Annotated in this window: 20 protein-coding genes; 1 reads left to right on the top strand and 19 read right to left on the bottom strand. The window is 56.5% G+C overall.

Annotation, left to right across the window (positions count from 1 at the left end; genetic code table 11):
* Nucleotides 1-26: 26 nt before the first annotated feature.
* From A11S_RS06820 to clpX, 9 genes are all read right to left on the bottom strand, one after another.
* Nucleotides 27-914, bottom strand: coding sequence for an RNA polymerase factor sigma-32 (locus A11S_RS06820; RefSeq protein WP_015467769.1), 888 nt, complete (start codon nucleotides 912-914; stop codon nucleotides 27-29).
* 184 nt (nucleotides 915-1,098) lie between these two features.
* Entirely contained in the window at nucleotides 1,099-1,992 is an 894-nt protein-coding gene (locus A11S_RS06815; RefSeq protein ID WP_041803064.1) for a hypothetical protein, read from the bottom strand.
* 422 nt (nucleotides 1,993-2,414) lie between these two features.
* Entirely contained in the window at nucleotides 2,415-2,990 is a 576-nt protein-coding gene (locus A11S_RS06810) for a CarD family transcriptional regulator (RefSeq protein WP_015467767.1), read from the bottom strand.
* 237 nt (nucleotides 2,991-3,227) lie between these two features.
* The gene (gene fdxA, locus A11S_RS06805) at nucleotides 3,228-3,566 is read right to left on the bottom strand and encodes a ferredoxin FdxA (RefSeq protein WP_015467766.1); all 339 of its coding nucleotides are present in this window, start codon (nucleotides 3,564-3,566) and stop codon (nucleotides 3,228-3,230) included.
* A gap of 65 nt (nucleotides 3,567-3,631) precedes the next feature.
* The gene (locus tag A11S_RS06800; RefSeq protein WP_015467765.1) at nucleotides 3,632-4,582 is read right to left on the bottom strand and encodes a DMT family transporter; all 951 of its coding nucleotides are present in this window, start codon (nucleotides 4,580-4,582) and stop codon (nucleotides 3,632-3,634) included.
* 122 nt (nucleotides 4,583-4,704) lie between these two features.
* Nucleotides 4,705-5,643, bottom strand: a complete 939-nt coding sequence (locus A11S_RS06795) for a S66 peptidase family protein (RefSeq protein WP_015467764.1) — start codon at nucleotides 5,641-5,643, stop codon at nucleotides 4,705-4,707.
* Nucleotides 5,643-7,073 (bottom strand): cryptochrome/photolyase family protein, encoded by a 1,431-nt coding sequence (locus A11S_RS06790; RefSeq protein WP_015467763.1) that lies wholly within the window; start codon nucleotides 7,071-7,073, stop codon nucleotides 5,643-5,645. Before A11S_RS06790 ends, A11S_RS06795 begins: the two co-directional genes overlap by 1 nt.
* A gap of 6 nt (nucleotides 7,074-7,079) precedes the next feature.
* Complete coding sequence (locus tag A11S_RS06785) at nucleotides 7,080-8,042, bottom strand: DHH family phosphoesterase (protein ID WP_015467762.1); 963 nt, start codon at nucleotides 8,040-8,042, stop codon at nucleotides 7,080-7,082.
* A gap of 199 nt (nucleotides 8,043-8,241) precedes the next feature.
* Nucleotides 8,242-9,537, bottom strand: a complete 1,296-nt coding sequence (clpX, locus tag A11S_RS06780) for an ATP-dependent Clp protease ATP-binding subunit ClpX (protein ID WP_015467761.1) — start codon at nucleotides 9,535-9,537, stop codon at nucleotides 8,242-8,244.
* 232 nt (nucleotides 9,538-9,769) lie between these two features.
* Between clpX and A11S_RS06775 the strand changes: the two genes are divergently transcribed.
* Nucleotides 9,770-10,177, top strand: a complete 408-nt coding sequence (locus tag A11S_RS06775) for a SufE family protein (protein ID WP_015467760.1) — start codon at nucleotides 9,770-9,772, stop codon at nucleotides 10,175-10,177.
* Here the strand turns inward: A11S_RS06775 and A11S_RS06770 are convergent.
* The 10 genes from A11S_RS06770 to A11S_RS06725 form a co-directional block, all read right to left on the bottom strand.
* Entirely contained in the window at nucleotides 10,174-10,761 is a 588-nt protein-coding gene (locus A11S_RS06770) for an AAA family ATPase (protein WP_015467759.1), read from the bottom strand. The genes A11S_RS06775 and A11S_RS06770 overlap by 4 nt on opposite strands.
* Entirely contained in the window at nucleotides 10,758-11,033 is a 276-nt protein-coding gene (locus A11S_RS06765; RefSeq protein ID WP_015467758.1) for a hypothetical protein, read from the bottom strand. The genes A11S_RS06770 and A11S_RS06765 overlap by 4 nt, the downstream gene beginning before the upstream one ends.
* 106 nt (nucleotides 11,034-11,139) lie before the next feature.
* Nucleotides 11,140-11,586, bottom strand: coding sequence for a hypothetical protein (locus A11S_RS06760; protein WP_015467757.1), 447 nt, complete (start codon nucleotides 11,584-11,586; stop codon nucleotides 11,140-11,142).
* Nucleotides 11,587-11,599: 13 nt separating this feature from the next.
* Entirely contained in the window at nucleotides 11,600-11,947 is a 348-nt protein-coding gene (locus A11S_RS06755; protein WP_015467756.1) for a hypothetical protein, read from the bottom strand.
* 198 nt (nucleotides 11,948-12,145) lie between these two features.
* On the bottom strand, nucleotides 12,146-14,560 hold the full coding sequence (locus A11S_RS06750; protein WP_015467755.1) for an aldehyde dehydrogenase family protein: 2,415 nt from the start codon (nucleotides 14,558-14,560) through the stop codon (nucleotides 12,146-12,148).
* An 18-nt stretch (nucleotides 14,561-14,578) separates the two neighbouring features.
* On the bottom strand, nucleotides 14,579-15,589 hold the full coding sequence (gene deoC / locus A11S_RS06745) for a deoxyribose-phosphate aldolase (RefSeq protein ID WP_015467754.1): 1,011 nt from the start codon (nucleotides 15,587-15,589) through the stop codon (nucleotides 14,579-14,581).
* Between the two features lie 78 nt (nucleotides 15,590-15,667).
* Complete coding sequence (locus A11S_RS06740) at nucleotides 15,668-16,300, bottom strand: hypothetical protein (RefSeq protein ID WP_015467753.1); 633 nt, start codon at nucleotides 16,298-16,300, stop codon at nucleotides 15,668-15,670.
* Nucleotides 16,287-17,645, bottom strand: a complete 1,359-nt coding sequence (hisS, locus tag A11S_RS06735; RefSeq protein WP_015467752.1) for a histidine--tRNA ligase — start codon at nucleotides 17,643-17,645, stop codon at nucleotides 16,287-16,289. Before hisS ends, A11S_RS06740 begins: the two co-directional genes overlap by 14 nt.
* A 148-nt stretch (nucleotides 17,646-17,793) precedes the next feature.
* Entirely contained in the window at nucleotides 17,794-19,710 is a 1,917-nt protein-coding gene (gene cobT / locus A11S_RS06730; protein ID WP_200860119.1) for a cobaltochelatase subunit CobT, read from the bottom strand.
* On the bottom strand, nucleotides 19,695-19,979 hold the full coding sequence (locus A11S_RS06725) for a GIY-YIG nuclease family protein (protein ID WP_041802547.1): 285 nt from the start codon (nucleotides 19,977-19,979) through the stop codon (nucleotides 19,695-19,697). Before A11S_RS06725 ends, cobT begins: the two co-directional genes overlap by 16 nt.
* Nucleotide 19,980: the final 1 nt, after the last annotated feature.

Raw genomic sequence — 19,980 nt, 5'->3', positions numbered from 1 at the left:
TCGGTAGTTAACTGTATAAATCGTTCTTAGCCTTCGAGCAGGATGTCGTCCGTATCGTCAATGTGACGGGTCATGGACTGGCGCAGTTTGCTCATCGCGCGCTGTTCCAATTGGCGCACGCGTTCCTTGCTGACGCCCAGCTCTTTGCCCAGATCTTCCAGCGTCACGGCCTCGTGGCCCAGATGACGTTCGGTGATGATGGTGCGTTCGCGGTCGCTCAGTTCGGACAATGCCTCGTTCAGCCATTGGGACCGGGTTTGCGCGTCCTTCATCCCGATAACGATTTCTTCGGGGTTCGGGCGCTCATCGGACAGCAGGCTTTGCCACTCATCCTCACCATCCATGCCGATACGGGCATTCAGGGAATGGTCGGATGCGGACAGGCGGCCTTCCATATCTTCCACGTCCTTCAGATTGACTTTCAGCTCTTTGGCGATCTGGGTGCGACCTTCGGTGGTCAGGCCCTCACGCTCAGTGGCGGCTTCAATCTTGGAGCGCAGACGGCGCAGGTTGAAGAACAGGGACTTTTGCGCAGCCGTTGTCCCGGTGCGGACAATCGACCAGTTGCGCAGGACGTAATCCTGCATGGCGGAGCGGATCCACCATGTGGCATAGGTCGAAAACCGTACGCCGCGATCATGCTCGAAGCGGTTGGCGGCTTGCATCAGGCCGATATTGCCTTCCTGGATCAAATCGCCCAGGGGCAGGCCGTAATTGCGGAAGCGGGACGCCATCGCAATCACCAGGCGGGTATAGGAGCGGACCAGCTCGTGCAACGCGCGCTCGTCCCCGTCCTCGCGCCAGCGGCGGGCGAGGTCGAGTTCATGGTCGCGTTCCAGCAACGGCTCGTTCATTGAGGTCCGGATATAGCTTAGATTGGCTTTCTGCGTGCCTTGATCATCTATATGGGCCATGGGGGCGTCCTTTCTGGTAACAGGCTTGTCGTCTGTCTACTCTCAAAGGGTATAGGGTCAAACTTGCGGGATTCTTACAAAGAATATGGGAATCGAACCGCATAGTTTAGTATCTTCTAAAATATGGGCAGGATTGTGGCGGAGAAGTGGGCAGAATTGGGTAAATGCACCCGTTTCTCTAACCTTATGATTCGATTAAAGAAAATAGCTCGCCGTAGCGATCAAACCCGGCGCAGACCAAGGCCCCGCCGAAACCGCAACCGCCATCCAATGTGGCTGTTACCCCATTGATATGGAGCCCACCCTGGTTCGGGTCAAACCCCCGGATCACTTTTTCAAAGGGGTCATAAGGCGTATGAATCGCGTCAAATGACCGGCCACCCCACCACAGGGCGTCGCCCTGGTCCTGTAACGGGCGGTTGGGGTTCAACCCGGCATGGACGAACAGCATCGGGGCGGCGTGATCATTCATGGGCCGGGCATAGGCTCCGCCCATTCCGCCATGGGTGCCGGTGGCCGCCAGTTCCATCACCTGCGGCGGGATAAAGGCCGCGCGGCGCAAATGGGTGATAAACATGTCATGGCCGCGGTGGCGGCGAATAGCGGCACGGACCCCGGCGGTCCAGCGCGTAATGGACATGGCGCCCTCGCGGGTGGAGACCAGCCCGTGCGTCGGGTTCATGCCATAGGATTCAAGTGTGGCCGACAGGCCGTGGTCCAGCATCCATTCCAGAACTTCGCGCGGGTTGGGTGCGAATTGCAGTTGGACCAGCTTTTCCCACATTTCTTCCTGACCGCCGCGCAAATACGCGATATCGGATGGCATCCATCCCGGCATGGCCAGAACGTTGCGGCGGAAGGTGAGAATTTCATCAATCGTCCGGGTGGCCTCGGTCCCATGACCGAAATAGTTGCCCAGATACACAATGCGGTCGCCAGCTTCCAATTGCGGATAGATGGAATCGTGCAGGGCGATCAACCGGTCTGCTTCCGAATGAATAGCCGAGATAGCCCAAATACGCCGGGGGTTGCCCAGGGCGGCGAAGCGTTGATCTTTGACAAGGTCGCAGACGGACACGATGGAAGCGAACCAAAATAAAAAGGGTGATGGGCAAAACGCTGATTCCACAGGTGCAGAATCAATTCCTAGTATAGGAGGGGGCCTGTGGCACACAAGAGTATTTTTATGTCACACCGCGAAAAGCTGCACAGAATCAGTGCGTTGTTGTGTGGGGTTGTGATGATGTTGTGGGTGAGGAATTTTGTATATGGGCTTGAGTAAAAATGAGTTATCTGGATTTTTAATGCGTCATCCCCGCCTTGTGCGGGGATCCGGAATGGGTTGGGATAATATTGACCATGTGTCCCCGGATCCCCGCACAAGGCGGGGATGACTATTGGGGGTGGGGATGACGATGGTGCAATACAAAAGCAAAGAAGCGCGAACCTGCGTTCGCGCTCCCTTGGTTATCCTTGGGGGGATAAAGTCTGTGCGGTGAATTACGCGGCTTCTTTTTCCACGTCGTCTTTCACGGCTTTATCTTTCTTTTTGCCCAGCATGTCTTCCAGCTGTTCAGCGGCTTTCACTTCCGTGATTTTCTGAACGGCGGCGACTTCGCGGGCCAGGCGCTCCAACGCGCTCTGATAGATTTGGCGTTCGCTGTAGGATTGTTCGGTTTCGTCGTTGCTGCGTTTCAGGTCGCGCAGAACTTCGGCAATCGCAACCGGATCACCGGAATTGATTTTGGTTTCGTATTCCTGGGCGCGGCGGCTCCACATGGTGCGGCGCACGCGGGCGCGGCCTTGCAGGGTTTTCATCGCGTCTTTCAGGCGGTCGCTGGAGCTGAGTTTGCGCAGGCCAGCCGTCTTCGCTTTGAAAACTGGAATCTTCAGGCGCATGCGGTCCTTCTCGAACGTCACGGCATACAGTTTGACTTCCATCCCACCGATCGTCTGGGTTTCAATCCCTTCGACCTGACCAACACCGTGGGCCGGGTATACAACGTAGTCACCTTTGCGGAAGTCAACATTATCATTCGCCATGGTCTGCACCTTCTCCGTCTGATAGGGGTCCATTACTCAAATTCTGGCCGGTACTCCGGCAGGCTGCAAAACGGCGAAAGCGAGGTGTTTCAGATCCTTATAAAAGGAAGCTGAGGCAGGGGATGAAGTAGCGTCCCGCACGCGCCCGCCGTTGAGCATGTCGGCCAATATAGTGAAAAAAAGGTAAAATTTCAAGGTTTATATTTATATGAAAAATAACGGCGTATGCAGGGCATATTCCGCAGAAACACAGGGGTTTTAAACGCGATCTTAGTCGCCGTCGCCCGGATTCGGGCTAAACCAGTCCTGATATTTATTTTTTACGTCCTTATATTTTTCGGCGTCGGGCATCGCATCCTTCTTCCGGGTCAGGACGGGCCAGAGTTCAGAATATTTTCTGTTCATTTCCAGCCACTTATCGGCTTCCGGGTCGGAATCCGGCTTGATTGCGTCAATGGGGCATTCCGGCTCGCACACGCCGCAATCAATGCATTCGTCGGGGTGGATAACCAATGTGTTTTCCCCCTCGTAGAAGCAATCTACGGGGCAGACTTCGACGCAATCAGTGTGTTTGCACATGATGCAGACATCGGTGACAACAAAGGTCATGGCGGCAATTCCCTAACTTTACGCGGGGGTTTTATGCCATGGGCGGGGCGGGAAATAAAGACCCCTTAAACCGGATTTTGCCGATCGGCTTCGGTCGGGGCGGCTTCGCCCTCGGTGCAGGGCATGGTTTCCGAGGCCAGCGGGGCGCGTTTGCGGGTTTCGCGGTAGACGATGTACATACCGCACCCCATCACAACCACACTGCCCACACCAACCTGCCATGGCGGCACATGGCCCCAGACGGCGATGTCCAGCACGGTGACGAAGACAATCGACAGATAGGAAAAGACGCTGACAAAGGCCGCCGGGGCCTTGGCATAGGCGTAGGTCAGCCAGACTTGCCCCAGCCCGCCCAGCAGCCCGGTGGCGACCATATAGGCCAATCCGGGCAGGGTTGGCGTCTGCCAGATGAAGAGGGTCCAAACCCCGCTTAAAAACACGCAATAAAGGGTGAAGTAAAACGCGATGGTCAACGCATGTTCCGTATCGCCCAGTTTCCGCACGGCGATCATGGCAAAGGCCCCAAGGATGGCCGCGCACATGGCGACCAGCGAGCCAATCGGGTCGCCATTTCCGGCGGGTTGCAACATGAACAGAACCGCACACAAGCCGATAATAACGGCCGCCCAGCGATGGGGGCCAACCTTTTCATCCAGCAGTAACACGGCCAGAGCCGTCAGGATCAACGGGGACGCAAAGTGAATGGCCGTCGCATTGGCCAGCGGCAACAGGGCAAAGGACCAGAAGAAACAGCACATCGAGAAGAAACCGACAAAGCTGCGGACAAAATGGCCGCTGTGCCGCGTGGTTTTAAACAGGTCCAGATTCCGGCGCTGGGCCATCAGGAACAGGATGGGCAGAAGGCCGATGACACTGCGGAAAAACAGGATTTGTGGCACCGGCAACCCGGTTTCGGCCGCCAGTTTGACAAACATGTTCATGATGGCAAAAAACAGGACGCTGCCGGAAATGAACAGGGCGACGCGGATCGGATGGTTCACGGGTGTTTCGGTCATGGCGCACCGGGACGGGGCAAGGGGTTACGCAGGTCTTAATGATATAGGAGCGTGACAGAACTTGCCCAGTACGACAAGAGGGGGGGGCAAGGCGCGTTGATTGGGTCAGGGATGATGAGGGTTTACTTCACAACAGGCGCTGGGAAGGACAGGGTGCTTTTGCCCTCGCGCGCGGTCAGTGTTGCGCTGGCGCCAAAGGGGATGGTGTACAAATCCTTCGCATGGCCGAACGGGGCGTTCATGATGGCGGGGATTTTGCGTCCGTCCAGCCGTTCGGTGATGATTTCTTTCAGGGGGTATCCAAATTTTGTTTTTCCGGTGTCCTGCAGATCCGAAAACTTGCCCATGACCAGCCCGGCAATATCATCAAACGCACCCGCATTATCCAAATGGACCAGCATGCGGTCGATGCGCGATGTTTCTTCGAAGCAATCTTCCAGAAACAGGATCGCGCCCTTGAAGTTCGGTTGCCACGGCGTGCCGAGCAGGCAGGTCATCAGGCTGAGATTTCCGCCCACCAAGCGCCCGGTTACCGATCCCCCCTTTAACACTGCGGCGCGGTTCATGGGGATGGGGTCGGATTGTCCGGCCAGCATGTTGAAACATTGATCCAGTTGCGCCTTTGGCATCGGGCGGCGCAGGCGGGAGGCAACGGGGCCGTGGAATGTGACCAACCCGGTGTCCTTGTTAATGGCACCCAGCAGGGATGTCACGTCGCTGTAGCCGATCAGGATTTTGGGGTTCTTGCGGATCAAGTCCATATCCAGATGTTGCAACATCGTGGTGGCACGGTTGCCGCCGCCGGCGGTGAAAATGGCATTGATGGCTTTATCACGGAACAAATCATGCAACGCATCGACACGCTGTGCGGTTGTTCCGGCGGTCTGGTGGTGGCGGGCCAATGTTTGCGGGTGGACGTACACATTAAACCCGCGCGCGGTCAGGATGGATTCAAATTCGGTGACTTCCGCTTTTTCGCGGCGGGATGATGGGGCCATGATGCCGATTGTATCGCCGGGGTTGAGCGCGGGCGGTAAAATCGGTTTTTTGGGGGCCATCATTATAATCCTTTAAACACAGCCAGCGCGTGGTCGCGGGCGGCTTTGTGATCGACAATCGGCATGGGATAGGTTTTGCCCATCTGCACACCTGCTTGTTTTAGCACATTGTCGGGGGCCGTCCATGGTTCATGGATATATTTGGCGGGCAGGGCGGCCAATTCGGGGACGAATGCGCGAATATAATCACCATCCGGGTCGAATTTTGTGCCCTGCGTCACAGGATTGAAAATGCGGAAATAGGGCGCGGCATCGGCCCCGCATCCGGCCACCCATTGCCAACTGGCGGCATTGTTGGCCAGATCGGCATCGACCAGCGTGTCCCAGAACCATTCCTCACCCACCGTCCACGGCAACATCAAATCCTTGATCAGGAATGACGCGACAATCATACGCACGCGGTTGTGCATCCACCCGGTTTGCCAAAGCTGACGCATCCCGGCATCCACAATCGGGTATCCGGTTTGGCCCATTTGCCATGCCCGCAACGCCTTGTTATTTTTGTCCCACGGAAAGTCCGCGAATTTTTGTTGCAGCGGTTGTGTCGGCAAATCGGGATGGGTGTAGAGCAGGGAATAAGAAAATTCCCGCCAGCCCAATTCGGACAGGAAGCAATCCCCGTCCGTTTCAACGGCCGGGTCGGCCTCCATCATGTGACGCACGGCGTGCCATACGGTGCGCGGTGATATTTCGCCAAAATGCAAATGTGGTGACAGGCGCGATACGTTCTCACGGTCCGGGTGATTGCGGCCTTCTTTATAGCCCTTTAACCCGTGGTCCAGGAATTGTCCAAGCCGTTCGCGCGCGCCGTGTTCACCGGGGGTCCAGACATCGTGGAAGCCCTTGTCCCATTTGATTGAGGGCAGCAAATCCAGATCATCGATATGCAGCGATTGCTTCAGGCGCGGGAAAAATGTGGGCACATGATGCGGCAGGCCCAGCGGTTGCGGCGGTTCCCCGTGGCCCAGGCACCCCTTGCGGAAGAAGGGGGTAAAGACCTTATACGGTGTGCCGTCATCCTTGCTGATCGTCCATGGTTCATAGAGCAGGCTGGCATTGCTGCTTTTCACGGCAATGCTGGATTGTTCCAGCGCGGTTTTTATTTTTGAATCCCGCGCGATGCGCCACGGTTCGTAACACCGGTTCCAGAACACGGCGTGAGCGCATGCGGCATCGACCAGTTCGGGAATAATTTTCGTGGCATCCCCGCGAAAAACCGCCAGCGTACCGTGCAGGCTTTTGTTCAGGGACGACAAAGAATGGTACAGCCACCACCGGCTGGCCGCGCCGCGTTTCCACGGGCCTGCATTGTCGTCATCAAGAATGAAGACGGGCAGAATAGGCGAGCCGGATTCCAGAGCAGCGTGATACGCGGGATTATCCTGCAGACGCAGATCCTGCCGAAACCAGAGGATGACAGGAAAGTCGAGCATGGGGGCTTAACCGTCTTTTGTGATTGTTGCGATCAGTTCGGCCAGAACCTGATTGGCGCGGGCATTATCCACCTGGCATGTTCCGGCGGCATCGTGTCCGCCACCGCCATAACGCAGCATCAGATTGCCGACATGGGTTTTGCTGGTGCGGTTCAGGATGGATTTACCCGTGGCGAACACGGTGTTCTGGTCATTCTTGCCCCACATCACATGGATGGAAATGTTGCACTGGGGGAACAGGGCGTACAGCATGAAACGGTTGGTCGCCCAGATTTGCGGTTCGTTGCGCAAATCCAGAACGATCAGGTTTTTATTGATGGTGGAACATTTTTCCAACTGCTCACGCGCTTTCAGCTTGTGAGCTTCGTACAGATCAACGCGCTCCTTGACGTGCGGCAGTTCCAGAATTTGTTCAATCGTGTGGTCGCGGCAATAATCAATCAATTCCATCATCAATTGATAGTTGGAAATGCCGAAATCGCGGAACCGGCCAAGGCCCGTGCGTGCATCCATCAGGAAGCTGAGCAGTTCCCAGCCCTGTGGGTTCAAAATATCATCGCGCGTAAACCCGGCGGAGTCCGCCTTGTCCACGGCGGCCATCATATCTTGGCCGATGCGCGGGAAGGTCGCGGGGCCGCCGAAATAATTGTAAACTACGCGCGCGGCGGATGGGGCGTGAATGTCAATGATGTGATTGTCCGGGCTGATCCCGTCCAGGCGTTCGGCTTCGCTGGAATGGTGGTCGAACGCCATGTAAATGCCGGGGACATAGGGCAAGTTGGTGGAAATATCGCGGTCGGTGACCTCAATCTTTCCGTCCTGCATGTCTTTGGGGTGGACGAACATGATGTCGTCGATCAGGTTCAGTTCCTTCAACAAAATGGCGCAGACCAGACCGTCCATATCGGATCGTGTGATCAGGCGATAGGTGCGGCTTGGGTCAAACTGGATTTTGGCCTGATGTTGCATGGTGTGGTCACCCCCCGAATTAGAATACAACGCGGCGGCACCGTTGCAGTGCGTAAACGCCACCCAAAACTATAAATCAGCAAAGAATAAGATCAAGTTAATCAGGGGTTTGACATATGTGGGAGTGCGCGTGCCGTAGAAGATAAAAAAGACGGGGCGTTTGGGCCCCGTCTTTTGAACTTTATCGAATATCCTTGGCTTACGCCTCGGCGGCTTCGGATTCCTTGGCGTCGTCCTTGTCCTTGGCCTTTTTCTTCTTTTTGTCGGCCATGACCAGGGTCGGCGCTTTTTTCTCGGTGACGGTTTTTTCTTCGATCACCACTTCTTCCAGATCTTCCTTGTCCGGCATTTCGAACATGGTATCCAGCAACATGGATTCCAGAATGGACCGCAGACCACGGGCGCCGGTTTTACGCTCAATCGCTTGTTGGGCGATGGCTTTCAGGGCACCGTCGGTAAAGCGCAGGTTGACGCCCTCCATATCGAACAGGCGGGCATATTGTTTGACCAGCGCGTTTTTCGGTTCGGTCAAAATTTGGATCAATGCGGCTTCGTCCAGATCGTCCAGCGTGGCAATAACGGGCAGACGGCCAATGAATTCCGGGATCAAACCGAATTTCATCAGATCTTCCGGCTCCAGCCCGCGCAGGATTTGCGGGTCCTTGGTGTCTTCCGGGTCACGGACATCGGCACCAAAGCCAATCCCCGTTCCCTTGCCGCGGGATGCGATGATACGCTCGATCCCGGCGAATGCGCCACCACAGATGAACAGGATGTTGGTCGTGTCCACCTGCAGGAATTCCTGTTGCGGGTGTTTACGGCCACCTTGCGGCGGAACAGAAGCCACGGTGCCTTCCATCAGTTTCAGCAAAGCCTGCTGAACACCTTCGCCCGACACGTCGCGGGTGATGGACGGGTTGTCGCCCTTGCGGGAAATTTTGTCGATCTCGTCGATATACACGATGCCGCGTTGTGCGCGTTCAACGTTGTAATCGCATGCCTGCAACAGTTTCAGGACGATGTTCTCAACGTCTTCGCCAACATAACCGGCTTCGGTCAGGGTGGTGGCGTCAGCCATGGTGAACGGCACGTCCAGAATACGGGCCATGGATTGAGCCAGCAGGGTCTTACCGCAACCGGTCGGACCAACCAGCAGGATGTTGGATTTCGCAATTTCAACATCGGACGCCGTGTTGGATTCAATCCGTTTATAGTGGTTGTGAACAGCCACGGACAGAATGCGCTTCGCGCGTTCCTGGCCGATGACGTAATCATCCAGAACGGCTTTGATCTCGCTCGGGGTCGGGACGCCTTCGCCGGAACGGACGATGGAGGTCTTGTCTTCCTCGCGAATGATATCGGTGCACAGCTCGACGCATTCATTACAAATGAACACGTTCGGGCCAGCAATCAGCTTGCGGACCTCGTGCTGGCTCTTTCCGCAGAAGGAGCAGTACAGGGTATTTTTGGTATCGCTTGATCCGGCTTTACTCATTGTCGGGAGGTCCGTTCTTAAATAGAGAGGGTGAGAATCAGTCTTCTTTCAATTTAGCCAACTGGCTGGAAGTGGCGCAAGCCCCTTTGCAATAGAGTTTGTGCATTTTTTCAAGCCGGACAAGGTCTTGCCAAGGCTCGAATGCGCTCTAGGGCGGGGACTGCCCAGTTGCCATCCTTAGGCTTATATTATAATCAATGGACCCAAGCCCTTAAAGAATAGTGAAGTTTTCATGTCCGAAACCACGCTGGATGGCCTGATTGGCAGCTTTTCCCTGTTTGACGACTGGGAGGATAAATACCGCTATATCATTGATTTGGGCCGTCGTGTTCCAGTGATGGATCCGGCGCTGAAGGTGGATGAGCACTTCGTGAAGGGGTGCACGTCCAAGGTCTGGATGATTGCCGGGTGGCGGGACGGGCGGTTCCATTTTGAGGCCGACAGCGACGCCCAGATCATCCGGGGCCTGATTTACATCCTGATGCTGGCCTATGAGGGCAAAGACCGGGCCGGGGTGGAATCTGTGGATATTCAACAGGTTTTCAGCGATCTGGAGCTGGACCAGCATTTATCGCCCAACCGCCGCAATGGCTTCTTTGCCATGGTGGAGAAGATTATGGCCTTGGCTCGCCTGGGTTAGGCGGCCTGTTTTTGCGATATGGAAATTGACATAAAATGATCCGCCAGTTCCCGGTAAAGGGGCAGCAAGGCGGACAGGGATGCAGCGCGGTCATTCACCATGGTTGCCGGGGTATGGCGATCGCGGGTTTGAACGCGGGCCAGGGCCAGATCGACCGGGCAATCCAGATGAATCATATGCAGGCGATAGCCCGATGATTTCAGCCGGGCCAGCATGTCGTAATTTTCCTGCCGGGCGCAGCCCATGTCCTTGATGACGTTCAACCGTAAGGCGGCGGCCTGATCCAGCAAATCATAGGCCAGTTCGCGGCAGGGCATTTCCCATTTTTCGAACGCAGCCATTGCGCCCAGTGCGGCCACATCGTCATGGTAGGCGGGCAGGGCCTCCATCACGCGGTCGGGATTCAGGATAAAGGCATCACGTGGGAAATCGCCGCGCGCGATGGCGGCATCGACATAGGTGCTTTTCCCCGACCCCGGAATACCCGCCATGCAATACACCGTCGGCGTATCGGATGCGGCCCGGTTTCCAATGAACCGGTCGCGTAGCAGGGCGATCATGTGTTCGGGGATTGCGTGGGTCATTCCGGCTTGCGGGTCAGGCGGTCACGCATGCGTTTCAACATGCTGGAGGTCATGCGGGGTGGGGAAATTTCGGCATAGACCGCTGCCCCGCGGGAGACTGACCAGTTCGGGTTACGTTTTTCAAAGGCGTGCATGGTGTCCCCGTCGGCGTCAACAACGATATGACGGTCGGTGGTTTCGACCACGCGCATATGCCCATGGGCCACAACAGCATGTTCCATCTGTTCACGGGTGGTGGCTGTGTCCTTGGGGGTCAGGGTGTAGCGGCTCATCACGGGCTCTTTGCAACGGGGTGTTTCAAGCGCAGGGATAATCCCCGGCAGGCTTCACTGTCAAACAAAAAAGCGGCGTGAATATGGCGGTGATGAGCAGGTTATATTACATACCGGGGCCCGGCTGTTGCGGGGCAGGTGTGGCCAGTTGCGGGGCTTGGTTTTGCGGACCTTGGGCCTGTGGCTGGGCCACGGTGATTTCGCCATTTTGCGGGTTCACGAAACCCAGCTTGGCGGACACACCCTCCATCGCCATAACCTTTTGCGTCAGGGTGTTGTTGTTGCCCTGATCCAGAAAGGATCCGGATTGTTTGAAGGCACCCATCAGGGTTTCAAAAATCTGGTTCAGCATTTGGCCCAGTTGCGGAATCGCATCCCCAAGCGCGGACATCATATTTTGCAAACCGCCCTGTGCATTCGGGTCGGTATCGACGGCGGGTGTGTCCATGCCGGCGTCCTGGAACAGACTGTTCGGATCGCCGTGCACGATTGATCCAACCGTGGTGGCGGCACCGGGGGCTTGGGTCACTGTTGCGGGGGAAAGCGTTGTCATCACATCACCTGTTTTATCGAATAATCAGCGGCATAATGTAGAAATCATCAATCCGGTTGTCGCCAACCAGCAAAGTGCTGATATCCGTTGCGTTCATCATGCGTTTGCGGATGGGGGCCTGAATGATCATGCCGAAATCAATCATGGTGCCGTCATGGGCGACCAGCGCCAGCTGGCCACTGTCGGTGTCGTATTCGACCCAGTTCATGACGCATGGAAATTTTTTGTCGTGCAGGATGAAGATTTTTCCGGTGTCGTTGACGACCAGATTGACGTTCATGCTTTCAACCAAAGACGGGTAGGGCATGGCCGTGGGCCGTGGGTGGGCGTCGCCTGTGATAAAGTCGAAATCTGTCGCCATGGCCGTTGCGTTCCCCCGAAGCCCCTGTGTTCCGTGCCCCCATTACACCTGAAAAGGGTTAATTTTGAGTTTAGGATATGGGAAATGGTGGATTCCAGTCCTTATTGTCATCCCGACAGAGCAAAGCGACGAGGGATCTCACCTTGGGCAAAGGTGAGATCCCTCATGTTCATTCGGGATGACAATAGAGGTTGAGGGTTAGTACCCGCCGCCGCCGCCACTGCTTTCGCCATAGGGCACCCAGATGTTTTTCACCTGTGTTGCGCGGCGTAAATATTCGCGGCCCTGGGCCTGTGCCGATTTGGTCCAGTCGCGGGCCAGGCCGTAATCGCACCATGTTTGTTTCAGGTTGCTGACCGATGCGGCTTCGACAAATTCCGACCCGTCATCCGCACCGAAATACCAAATCGCATCCACGCCGTCATGTTCGGCGATTGTTTTGGTCAGCGTGGCACGGTCGCCCGTAACGATGTTGATCACGCCGCCCGGTACGTCCGATGTTTCCAGCACCTGATAAAAATCGCTCGCGGCCAGCGGGTAAAGGCTGGACGGAACCACAACGCACGCATTGCCCATCGCAATCGCCGGAGCGACCAGCGAGATAAAGGACAGGAACGGCTGGTCATCCGGGCAGACAAGACCCATCACGCCAATCGGTTCGTTCATCGCCAGCGTGACACCACGCAGCGGTGGGGTATGAACCGCGCCATCATGCTTGTCCGTCCATCCGGCGTAGTAGAACAGGCGTTGGATGGCCAGTTCGACTTCTTTCTTCGCCGCGGCCGGTGTGCAATCGGTCATAGATTTGATGCGAGCGACAAATTCATCGGCGCGCGCGCTCAAATTCTCGGCGATGTAGTACAGGATTTGGCCGCGATTAAACGGCGTGGCCTTGGCCCATCCGGCGGCGGCACCGCTGGCGGCTTCCACCGCGTCACGGATGTCTTTCCGGTTGCCTTCGCCAACTTCGCCCACCATGACGCCAGACGGGGACACGATTTTCATCGAATAATTGCCGTCGGGGCGTTTTTGCTTGCCGCCGATATAGTTTTTGGCGGTGCGGTCGATGGTGGCGACGCCCTCACTGTGTGCGGCGGCTTTGGCCTTCACGGCTTTGCGCGGCGCGGGTTCGGACAGGTCGTTGATGTAGGATGGCTTCAGATAGGCATACAGCCCCTCTTTCCCACCTTCGCGGCCATAACCGGATTCACGGTATCCGCCAAATCCACATCCGGCATAGAAACGGTTGGAGGAGTTGATCCAGACCACCCCGGCCTTGATCGCCGGGGCCATTTCCAGCGCCATGTTGATGTTTTCCGTCCACACCGTGGCGGCAAGGCCGAAGCGGGTGTTGTTGGCAATCGCCACCGCGTCTTGTTGATTGCGGAAGGAAATGACGGACAGGACCGGACCGAAGACTTCGATCTGTGCAATCTCGTCGCTTGGTTCCACGTTGGTCAGGATGGTGGGGGGATAGAAACACCCCTTTGTCGGGCACGCATCCTTGACCTGATAAATCTCGGCACCATCTTTCACGGCCTTGTCCACCAGTGTGGTGATGCGGTCCAGTTGGGTTTTGTCCACCACGGCGCCCAGATCGACGCATTTATCCATCGGGTTGCCCACGCGCAAATTCTGCATGCGGCGTTTCAGTTTTTCAACGAAGCTGGCATAAATGCTTTCCTGCACCAACAGGCGAGAGCCCGCGCAGCAGACCTCGCCCTGGTTGAACCAGATGGCATCGACCAGCCCCTCAACCGCGGAGTCAATATCGGCATCGTCAAACACGATATAGGGGGATTTGCCGCCCAGCTCCAGCGTCAGGGCTTTGCCCGATCCGGCGGATTCTTTGCGGATCAAACGACCAATGTCGGTGGACCCGGTGAAGGCCAGTTTGTCGATACCGTCATGGGCCACGATCATCGCGCCCACTTTGCCATCACCGGTGACCAGGTTGAATACGCCTTTGGGCAATCCAGCCTCAACACAGATGTCCGCGAATAATTGCGCGGTCAGGTTGGTTTGTTCGGCGGGTTTCAAAACAACCGTGTTCCCGGTGGCCAGGGCCGGGGCCACTTTCCATGCCAACATCAATAACGGGAAGTTCCACGGAATAATCTGCCCGGCGACGCCATAGGGTTCGTACCCGTCAAACTCATCATCCATGATCTGCGCCCATCCGGCATGGTGATGGAAATGGGCGGTGGCGGCGGGCACATCGACATCGCGGCTTTCGCGGATGGGTTTGCCGTTGTCCAGTGTTTCCAGCACAGCGAACAGGCGCGCATGTTTCTGCATCAGGCGTGTGATGGCATATAGATATTTCGCCCGTTCAAAACCGGGCAGGGCGGCCCAACCTTCTTGCGCGGCGCGGGCGCACCGAACCGCGGCATCCACATCTTTCTGCGTTGATTGGTAAACTTGGCCCAATTTCTCGCCCGTGGCCGGGTTTTCGGAGGGGAACCATGTCGCTTTCTCCGGTGAAACGAATTTCCCGTTGATGAACGACACGAATTTTCCGCCACGTTGGTCAATCCACGCGCGGGCGGGTTTGTCATCTTCCGGGGCCGGGCCGTATTCCATGGTTTCAAAAATCTCTGCAACTTTGGTCATGATGTAAATCCTTGTGAATTAACCGATGGGGTGGCGGTTTGACGCGCTGTAATGCCCGGTGACGAAATGTTCGATCTGGCGTTCAACATCGCCCAGTAGGGAAGATACGCCAAAGCGGAACAATTCGGGTTCCAACCATTCGCGGCCCAGTTCGTCTTTCATCAGGGCTTGATACATCAAGGCATCCTTTGCCTTGGAAATGCCGCCCGCCGGTTTATAACCGACCTTGAACCCGGTCATGGTTTGGTACTGGCGGATCATGCGTATCATGGCCAGGGTGTTGTTCAAATTGGCGTTGGTGGCTTCCTTGCCCGTGGATGTTTTGATGAAATCGGCACCCGCCATCATGCACACCATGCTGGCTTTGGCGATGTTGCGCATGGTGGCCAATTCACCAACGGCCAGAATGGCCTTGATCCGCGCATCACCGCACGCATCGCGGTATTGTTTCATTTCATCATACAACGCGTCCCAATTCTGGGTCAGGACGTATTGGCGCGTGATAACGATATCAATTTCTTTTGCGCCAGCCGCCACGCTTTCGCGAATTTCCTGCAACTTCGTCGACATCGGCGACAGGCCGTGCGGGAAGCCGGTGGATACGGCGGCCACGGGAATATCTGTGCCTTCCAATGCCTTCACGGCGGTGGGCACCATGGCGTGATACACGCACACGGCACCGGTGTGCAGCGGTTTGGTAAAACCAATAGCGTCCAGCAAATCGGCGCGCACCGGGTTGGCGGCCTTGGCGCACAGGCGTTTGACGCGGTCCGGCGTGTCATCACCCGACAGGGTGGTCAAGTCCATACAGGTGATGGATTTCAGCAGCCAGGCGGCTTGCCAGTCCTTCTTCACACTGCGGCGGCCCGACAATGTGGCGGTGCGCTGTTCAATCGCGCTCAAATTCATGCGGATGTCCTCGATCACCGACAGATCGAGTTTCATGCCGTCATTGCGCGGATGGGTGTTGGGAATGGTTTTGCCCTTTTGTTGGGCAACGGGCTTTAATTGTACGGGGTCCGCGCTCATGGTGCGTCCTCTCCTGTTTCATTGTTTTTGAAAGCAGGGAGAGAGTAGCACAGGCCAAAAAGCGGGGCAAAGGCCGGGTTATTCTTCCGCGGTTTCGTCCGTTTTTGTTTCGTCTTCTTTTTTATCTTTCTTTTCAGACTCTTCGTCTGCTTTTGCTGCGGGCGCTTCGGCGGCGGCGCGCTTAATGCTTTTCATAATTCCGGTGAATATGCTGTCGCTGTCCGGGGTTTGTACGCCGGTTAAGACGCCCTCGACCGTCAGGACCGATTTTTCGCCGATCCAGAGTTGGGCCATATACACGTCTTCGCCGTCATGGTCATTCGGGGTGCTGCCCAGCAGGATGGCTTGCTTCGCCGTGCCCAGGTCGTTGAACCCGGTTTCGTATGTCTTGGCGTTGCCCTTGGCCATGCTTTCCAGCGTGAAGCGCATGACATCGCCGCTATAGCGTTTCAGCATGTCGTCTTCGGCCGGGCTGCACGTGGCGGTGATGCGCATGGATGAATCCATGCCGTAGACTTTCACAAACACGGATGAATGTGTGCATTGCGTCGGCGCGGCGGGATCGCAGCGTTCGGCGCTGGTCGGTTGTTCGGGGAAATTCATGGCGAATTCGCAGCCGTTGGGCGCGAATGTGTAATCGGCGGCGATGGCCGCACTGTGCAGAGCAGGCAGGATACCCAGTGACAACAGTGCGAATTTAAGCCGCTTCATGACGTGCATATCCTTCCGGCAGGACCCAGCTTTGCGGGTCGGTTTTGGTTTGTTCACCGGATGACATGTTTTTCACCTGATGGGTTCCGTCTTCTTCCGCGAACCAGACGAAGGGAATGCCCTTGCGGCTGGCGTATTTCAACTGGTCCGGAATTTTTTTTGCGGCGTGGTACATTTCAACGTTGAACCCACGGGCACGCAGGGCTTGCGCCGTCTTGGCAATCTCACCACGGCGTTCCTCCGCATTCATCACCAGCAGGATATGTGCCGGGGATTTGCGGGTGATATCAATTTTCTTCTGATCCACCATGCGGGCAAACAGGCGGGAGAACCCAACCGAAATACCCACGCCCGGCAGGTTTTTGTTGATATACGACCCCGCCAGATCATCATACCGCCCGCCGGAGCAGATGGACCCATACCCCGGATCATCAACGAACACGGTTTCGTACACGGTGCCGGTGTAGTAATCGAGGCCGCGCACAATGGCCATATCGGCCACCACTGCGCCATCGGGCAGGTGGGACAGATTATTCATCACCGCTGTCAGCTCGTTAATGCCTTCTTCCATCAGGGCGTTGGCCGCCGGAACGGTTTGGGCCAGCGTGGCGATGGTTTTCGGTGTGGCTTTGAATTGCGCCAGTTTCAAAACGGCATCGGCGTGTGCATCGGACACACCCAATTCGGTCATCAAAATTTTGCGAACGGCGTCGACGCCGATTTTTTCCAACTTGTCGATGGTGCGCATGACTTGGGCCGCATCGCTGGTTTGAATACCGTCCAGCATGCCCAGCCAGATTTTGCGGTTGTTGACGCGGACCTGAATTTTCTCATTCTCCATCCCCGGCAGGCCGTTCATGACCTCCCACATAATGGCGGGCATTTCGGCGTCGAAATGCAGGGGCAGGGTGTCGATGCCGATCACATCGATATCGCATTGGTAAAATTCGCGGAAGCGTCCGGCCTGGGGGCGTTCGCCGCGCCAGACGCGTTGCATCTGGTACCGTTTGAACGGGAAAACCAGTTCATTGAAATTCTGCGCGACGTAACGCGCCAGCGGGACCGTCTGGTCAAAGTGCAGGGCCAGACGCGCGTCGGATTTTTCGTTGTCATCCTTGTGCAGGCGTTCGATGACGTAAATTTCCTTGTCCACTTCGCCCTTGGCGCGCAGGACGTCCAGTTCCTCCACGCTCGGCGTTTCGATGGAGCAGAAGCCATAGGATTCAAACACCCGGCGGATATGGTCGAACCATTGCTGTTCCACCAAACGGACTTCGGGAAGCCATTCGGGGAATCCGGTGACGGGGCGGGGTTTATAAATCTGTTTTTTTGTATCTGTGCTCATAGTGGTATTTTTAGACGATTTGGCGGGGAATGGCTAGGGGGCGAAGCCCAAAACACAACCGTCATCCCGGCGAAAGCCGGGATCTTCCAGCCATAATGGACGAAGACCCCGGCCTGCGCCGGGGTGACGAATGGAAGGGCGGGGGCTGTTATTTCTCGTCAAACAACTGGTCCAGCCGTTGGATCAGAGCGGCGGCCAGTTCGTCGGCGTCGGCGATGGTCATGGCGGTTTTGTAATACCGGGTGACATCGTGCCCGATCCCGATGGCGGTCAGTTTGACCGGGGATGCGTTTTCGATCCAGAAAATGACGCTGCGCAAATCCTGTTCCAGAATGTTGGACGGGTTGACGGACAAAGTGGAGTCATCCACCGGCGCACCATCGGAAATCACCATCAGGATTTTGCGTTGTTCCGGGCGTTTGGCCAGACGGTTATGCGCCCAGACGATGGCCTCGCCATCAATGTTTTCTTTCAGCAGCCCTTCCTTCAACATCAGGCCCAGATTTTTCCGTGTGCGGCGCCATGGTTCATCGGCGGCCTTGTAAATAATATGGCGCAAATCGTTCAGGCGGCCGGGGTGCGGCGGGCGGCCATTTTGCACCCACGCATCACGGGATTTCCCGCCCTTCCACGCGCGGGTGGTGAAGCCCAGAATTTCCGTCTTCACGCCGCAGCGTTCCAGCGTGCGGGCCAGAATATCGGTGCAGATGGCGGCAATGGCAATCGGGCGGCCCCGCATCGACCCGGAATTGTCGATCAACAACGTGACGACCGTATCGCGGAAATCGGTTTCCTTTTCCTGCTTGAACGACAGCGGAACGGTGGGGTTGGCGACAATGCGGGCCAGACGCGCGGCGTCCAGTTGGCCTTCTTCCTGATCGAACAACCAGCTGCGTTGTTGGCGGGCCATCAATTTGCGTTGCAGGCGGTTGGCCAGTTTTGTCACCACGCCCTGTAAATGCGCCAATTGCCGATCCAGCATATCGCGCAGGCGATCCAGTTCCTCATCATCCGCCAGTTCCGTGGCGCGGACGATTTCATCGAAGGCGGCGGTGTAAATATGATACGGGTTTTCCGGTCCCGGCTGATATCCCTGATCCCGGTTGGTGCGGGTTTGGCCGGGGTTTTCGGCTTCTGTTTCGGCTTGCGCGCTTTCGGTATCCAGATCGTCAAAGGCGGCTTGGGCATCGTCCTTGGCGCTGGAATCATCGCCCGCTTCCTGGGCGTCTGATCCCTCGGCGTCGGCATCGGATTGATCGTCGTCGGCGTCGCCATCCTCTTCACCGGATAACGGCATGTTGGCTTCGTTATCCTCGCTGTCGGTGTCGTCGTCGTCTGGCGGCGTATCGCCCGCATCCATGTCCAGTTGGTCGAGCAGATGTTTGACTTCGCGCGCGAATGTTTTCTGGTCATCCATGGCGGCGGCCAGTGTGTTCAGGCCATCCGGCCCCAGCCGGTCCTGCACCCAATCCCGCCACAGGCTGGCAACGTGCGCGGCGGTGGGCGGCAATGTTTCCCCTGTCATGGCCGCGCGGGCCAGAATATGCAGGGCATCGGCCTGATTGGTGTTTTCGCGGGCTTGGGCATTGGCATACCCCAGACGGCGGCATGTGTCCTCCAATGATGCGGACAGGTTTTTCGCCACACCCGCCATGGTGCGGATGCCGATGGATTCCAACCGGGCCTGTTCCAGCGCATCAAACGCGGCCTGTGCCGATAAATCCAGTGGGGCATTACGGCGGTGAATGGCGGCATCGTGGTGGCGTAAGTGCAGGGCGCGGGCATCCGCCTGACCCCGCGTAACCCCAACCGATGGAACCGACATAGCGGCATCGGGCAAGGGCAGGCGCATCGTTCCAGCCTTGGGCAGACTCAACGATTTGGCGCTGCCCTCAACAGGGGTAAAGGCCACTTCAACATCCGCAACCTTCGCCATCGCTCGCAGGGTGGATGCGGTGGCGTTTTTAAATTTATCCAGTTCGCGTTGTTTGTCTTTGTCGAGGGTCATTGTTTTTTTATTGTCATCCCGAACGGAGTGAGGGATCTCCTCTACCATTCCAGTGATAAATCTTTCCATTCCGGATTGTTACTGTTTACCAACGCGTCCTTCTTCTCCCTGCGCCAGCCCTTGAGTTGTTTTTCGCGCGCAATGGCAGCGTCTATGGATTCTGTGGATTCAATGTAAATCAGTTTGCGCACGTTGTATTTTTTCGTAAACCCATCTGCAATGCCTTGGCGATGTTCTTCGATGCGCCGTTCCAGACTGTTTGTTACGCCGATATACAAAACATTGTGATTGTTATTTGTAAGCATATAGACGTAATAAGTTTTCATT

Source organism: Micavibrio aeruginosavorus EPB, from assembly GCF_000348745.1.
Taxonomy (GTDB): Bacteria; Pseudomonadota; Alphaproteobacteria; order Micavibrionales; family Micavibrionaceae; genus Micavibrio; species Micavibrio aeruginosavorus_A.
This window is presented reverse-complemented; position numbering and strand designations above follow the sequence as displayed.

Excerpts from the sequence above, each read along its gene's own strand:
- A11S_RS06820 (WP_015467769.1), bottom strand. The coding sequence starts at position 914 with ATGGCCCATATAGATGATCAAGGCACGCAGAAAGCCAATCTAAGCTAT.
- A11S_RS06810 (WP_015467767.1), bottom strand. The coding sequence starts at position 2,990 with ATGGACCCCTATCAGACGGAGAAGGTGCAGACCATGGCGAATGATAAT.
- fdxA (WP_015467766.1), bottom strand. The coding sequence starts at position 3,566 with ATGACCTTTGTTGTCACCGATGTCTGCATCATGTGCAAACACACTGAT.
- A11S_RS06800 (WP_015467765.1), bottom strand. The coding sequence starts at position 4,582 with ATGACCGAAACACCCGTGAACCATCCGATCCGCGTCGCCCTGTTCATT.
- A11S_RS06795 (WP_015467764.1), bottom strand. The coding sequence starts at position 5,643 with ATGATGGCCCCCAAAAAACCGATTTTACCGCCCGCGCTCAACCCCGGC.
- A11S_RS06790 (WP_015467763.1), bottom strand. The coding sequence starts at position 7,073 with ATGCTCGACTTTCCTGTCATCCTCTGGTTTCGGCAGGATCTGCGTCTG.
- A11S_RS06785 (WP_015467762.1), bottom strand. The coding sequence starts at position 8,042 with ATGCAACATCAGGCCAAAATCCAGTTTGACCCAAGCCGCACCTATCGC.
- clpX (WP_015467761.1), bottom strand. The coding sequence starts at position 9,537 with ATGAGTAAAGCCGGATCAAGCGATACCAAAAATACCCTGTACTGCTCC.
- A11S_RS06775 (WP_015467760.1), top strand. The coding sequence starts at position 9,770 with ATGTCCGAAACCACGCTGGATGGCCTGATTGGCAGCTTTTCCCTGTTT.
- A11S_RS06770 (WP_015467759.1), bottom strand. The coding sequence starts at position 10,761 with ATGACCCACGCAATCCCCGAACACATGATCGCCCTGCTACGCGACCGG.
- A11S_RS06765 (WP_015467758.1), bottom strand. The coding sequence starts at position 11,033 with ATGAGCCGCTACACCCTGACCCCCAAGGACACAGCCACCACCCGTGAA.
- A11S_RS06760 (WP_015467757.1), bottom strand. The coding sequence starts at position 11,586 with ATGACAACGCTTTCCCCCGCAACAGTGACCCAAGCCCCCGGTGCCGCC.
- A11S_RS06755 (WP_015467756.1), bottom strand. The coding sequence starts at position 11,947 with ATGGCGACAGATTTCGACTTTATCACAGGCGACGCCCACCCACGGCCC.
- A11S_RS06750 (WP_015467755.1), bottom strand. The coding sequence starts at position 14,560 with ATGACCAAAGTTGCAGAGATTTTTGAAACCATGGAATACGGCCCGGCC.
- deoC (WP_015467754.1), bottom strand. The coding sequence starts at position 15,589 with ATGAGCGCGGACCCCGTACAATTAAAGCCCGTTGCCCAACAAAAGGGC.
- A11S_RS06740 (WP_015467753.1), bottom strand. The coding sequence starts at position 16,300 with ATGAAGCGGCTTAAATTCGCACTGTTGTCACTGGGTATCCTGCCTGCT.
- hisS (WP_015467752.1), bottom strand. The coding sequence starts at position 17,645 with ATGAGCACAGATACAAAAAAACAGATTTATAAACCCCGCCCCGTCACC.
- A11S_RS06725 (WP_041802547.1), bottom strand. The coding sequence starts at position 19,979 with ATGAAAACTTATTACGTCTATATGCTTACAAATAACAATCACAATGTT.